The organism is Rhizobacter sp. P2_H2, assembly GCF_056403375.1.
The window spans coordinates 1-3,145 of record NZ_JBFUFP010000648.1 but is presented as its reverse complement, the minus strand read 5'-3'; the positions used below and the strand labels follow the sequence as shown (position 1 = coordinate 3,145).

Genomic DNA, 3,145 nt, shown 5'->3' with positions numbered 1-3,145 from the left:
GCCACCACCAGGGCGTAGCCGAGCAGCGTGAAGAGCGGGAACAGCACCCACAGCGTCAGGCCCGGCGGCGCCGCGGACATCCCCAGGGGCGCCGCGACCAGCGCGACGGCGGACAGGAAACCCAGGGCGGCCAGCACGCCGCCGACGATCGCGATCAGCATGGTTGTGAGTCGATGCGGTGAAGGTGGCGCAAGGATAGCGCGGCTGCCCCTCGCAGGGCCATACTGGCGCGGTGGCCGCTCGGCAAGATGCCGCTGCTGGAGGACCGGGGCCGGCCGATCGGCGAGACGAGCATCATCATGGAGCACCTGCAGCGCCATCACGCGCGCCCGGGCCGTACGCTGATCCCGCAGGATGCGGAGGCCGCGCTCGAGGTCCGCCTGTGGGATCGCCTGTCCGACCTGTACCTGATGCTGCCGATGCAGGCCTTCACCGCYGACCGCCTGCGGCCCGAGGGCGAACGCGATGCGCGCAACGTGAGCCAGGCGCGCGACACGCTGTCGACCGCCTATGCGATGTTCGACCGCCAGCTCGAGGGCCGCACCTGGGTGGCCGGGGAGGCCTTCAGCCTGGCCGATTGCGCCGCGGCGCCGGCGCTGTTCTATGCGCTGACCTACCTGCCGCTGCCGCCGCAGCACGCGCGACTCGCGGCCTACTTCGAACGGCTCGTCGCGCACCCGGCGGTGGCGCTCACCATCGAGCAGGCGCGGCCCTTCTTCCAGTTCTACCCGGGTCGTGATGGACTGGCCCGGCGCTTCTTCGATCCAGCGGCCCCTGGCTGAACCGCTCCCTGCGTACGGGCGCCCCCACGGTCTCTCCAAAGACCCCCCTCTTGAACCGTCACGCCCTGCCCCTATAATTCTGATCTGCTAGCACTCATCCACCTTGAGTGCTAACGACATCCAGGTGCCTTCGGGTGCCGATGTTCTGCCAAGTCAATGAGCGCCAACTTGCCTCGTTGCCCACCAGAAGTCCCATTTGAGACATCAAGGAGAAGCCATGAAATTTCGCCCGTTGCACGACCGCGTGATCGTCGAGCGCGTTGAAGCAGAAACCAAGACCGCTTCCGGCATCGTCATCCCCGACGCCGCCACCGAGAAGCCCGAGCAAGGCATCGTCCTGGCCATCGGCCCGGGCAAGCGCAACGAGAAGGGCGACTTCGTGGCCCTGAACGTCAAGGTCGGCGACCGCGTGCTGTTCGGCAAGTACAGCGGCCAGGTCGTCAAGGACGGCGGCAAGGAACTGCTGGTGATGCGCGAAGAAGACCTCTTCGCCGTGGTCGAGAAGTGATTCTCCCGGCACTGGCTCTAGCACCTCAACACTGAATTCGGAGAAAAGAACATGGCAGCAAAAGACGTAGTCTTCGGCGGCGAAGCCCGCGCACGCATGGTCGAGGGTGTCAACATCCTCGCCAACGCCGTCAAGGTGACCCTGGGCCCGAAGGGCCGCAACGTGGTCCTCGAGCGCTCGTTCGGCGCCCCCACCGTCACGAAGGACGGTGTCTCGGTCGCCAAGGAGATCGAGCTGAAGGACAAGCTCCAGAACATGGGCGCGCAGATGGTCAAGGAAGTCGCTTCCAAGACCAGCGACATCGCCGGTGACGGCACCACCACCGCCACCGTGCTGGCCCAGGCCATCATCCGCGAAGGCATGAAGTACGTGGCCGCCGGCATGAACCCGATGGACCTGAAGCGCGGCATCGACAAGGCCRTCACGGCCCTGGTCGAGCAGCTGAAGAAGGCCTCGAAGGCCACCACGACCTCGAAGGAAATCGCGCAAGTCGGCTCGATCTCGGCCAACAGCGACGAAACCATCGGCAAGATCATCGCTGACGCGATGGACAAGGTCGGCAAGGAAGGCGTCATCACCGTCGAAGACGGCAAGTCGCTCGAGAGCGAACTCGAAGTCGTCGAAGGCATGCAGTTCGACCGCGGCTACCTGTCGCCGTACTTCATCAACAACCCCGAGAAGCAATCGGCGTTGCTGGACAACCCGTTCATCCTGCTGTTCGACAAGAAGATCAGCAACATCCGCGACCTGCTGCCGGTGCTGGAGCAAGTGGCAAAGGCCGGCCGTCCGCTGCTGATCATCGCTGAAGAAGTCGAAGGCGAAGCGCTGGCGACCCTGGTGGTCAACACGATCCGCGGCATCCTGAAGGTCGTCGCCGTCAAGGCCCCGGGCTTCGGCGACCGCCGCAAGGCCATGCTGGAAGACATCGCGATCCTGACCGGCGGCAAGGTCATCGCCGAAGAAGTCGGCCTGACGCTCGAGAAGGTCACGCTGGCCGACCTGGGCCAGGCCAAGCGCATCGAAGTGGGCAAGGAAAACACCACCATCATCGACGGCGCCGGTGCCGGTGCCGACATCGAAGCCCGCGTCAAGCAAGTGCGCGTGCAGATTGAAGAAGCCACCAGCGACTACGACCGTGAAAAGCTGCAAGAGCGCGTGGCCAAGCTGGCCGGCGGTGTTGCCGTGATCAAGGTCGGCGCCGCGACCGAAGTCGAGATGAAGGAAAAGAAGGCCCGCGTCGAAGATGCGCTGCACGCAACCCGTGCCGCCGTCGAAGAAGGCATCGTGGCCGGTGGTGGCGTCGCGCTGCTGCGCGCCAAGCAAGCGGCTGGCGCCATCAAGGGTGACAACCCCGACCAGGAAGCCGGCATCAAGCTGGTGCTGCGCGCGATCGAAGCGCCGCTGCGCGAGATCGTCTACAACGCCGGCGGCGAAGCCAGCGTGGTCGTCAATGCCGTGCTGAACGGCAAGGGCAACTACGGCTTCAATGCAGCCAACGACACCTACGGCGACATGATCGAGATGGGCATCCTGGATCCGACCAAGGTGACCCGCACCGCGCTGCAGAACGCCGCGTCGGTGGCCTCGCTGATGCTGACGACCGAGGCGATGATCGCCGAGGCTCCGAAGGAAGAAGCCGGCGCCGGTGGCGGCGGCATGCCCGGTGGCGGCATGGGTGGCATGGGCGGCATGGGCATGGACATGTAAGTCCAGGCACCTCGCCTACCTCGAAAGGGCTGCTTCGGCAGCCCTTTTTCATTGCACACCTGGAAGGCCACCCCTTGGCCGCGGGCGGCACAATATCGCCATGCCGACCGCCCCCCTGCTGAAGCGCTTCATCGACGATGAACTGGGC

The 3,145-nt window shown here is 65.4% G+C and carries 3 protein-coding genes; all 3 read left to right on the top strand.

Features of this window, described 5'->3' with window-relative positions:
• Positions 1 to 221 precede the first annotated feature (221 nt).
• The 3 genes from AC1D15_RS24020 (at position 222) to groL (ending at position 2,997) form a co-directional block, all read left to right on the top strand.
• Positions 222 to 782 (top strand): glutathione S-transferase family protein, encoded by a 561-nt coding sequence (locus AC1D15_RS24020; RefSeq protein ID WP_477827947.1) that lies wholly within the window; start codon positions 222 to 224, stop codon positions 780 to 782.
• Positions 783 to 999: 217 nt separating this feature from the next.
• Positions 1,000 to 1,290, top strand: a complete 291-nt coding sequence (locus tag AC1D15_RS24015; protein WP_047500101.1) for a co-chaperone GroES — start codon at positions 1,000 to 1,002, stop codon at positions 1,288 to 1,290.
• A 51-nt stretch (positions 1,291 to 1,341) separates the two neighbouring features.
• Positions 1,342 to 2,997: a chaperonin GroEL gene (gene groL / locus AC1D15_RS24010; RefSeq protein ID WP_477827946.1), complete on the top strand. Its 1,656-nt coding sequence runs from the start codon at positions 1,342 to 1,344 to the stop codon at positions 2,995 to 2,997.
• Positions 2,998 to 3,145: the final 148 nt, after the last annotated feature.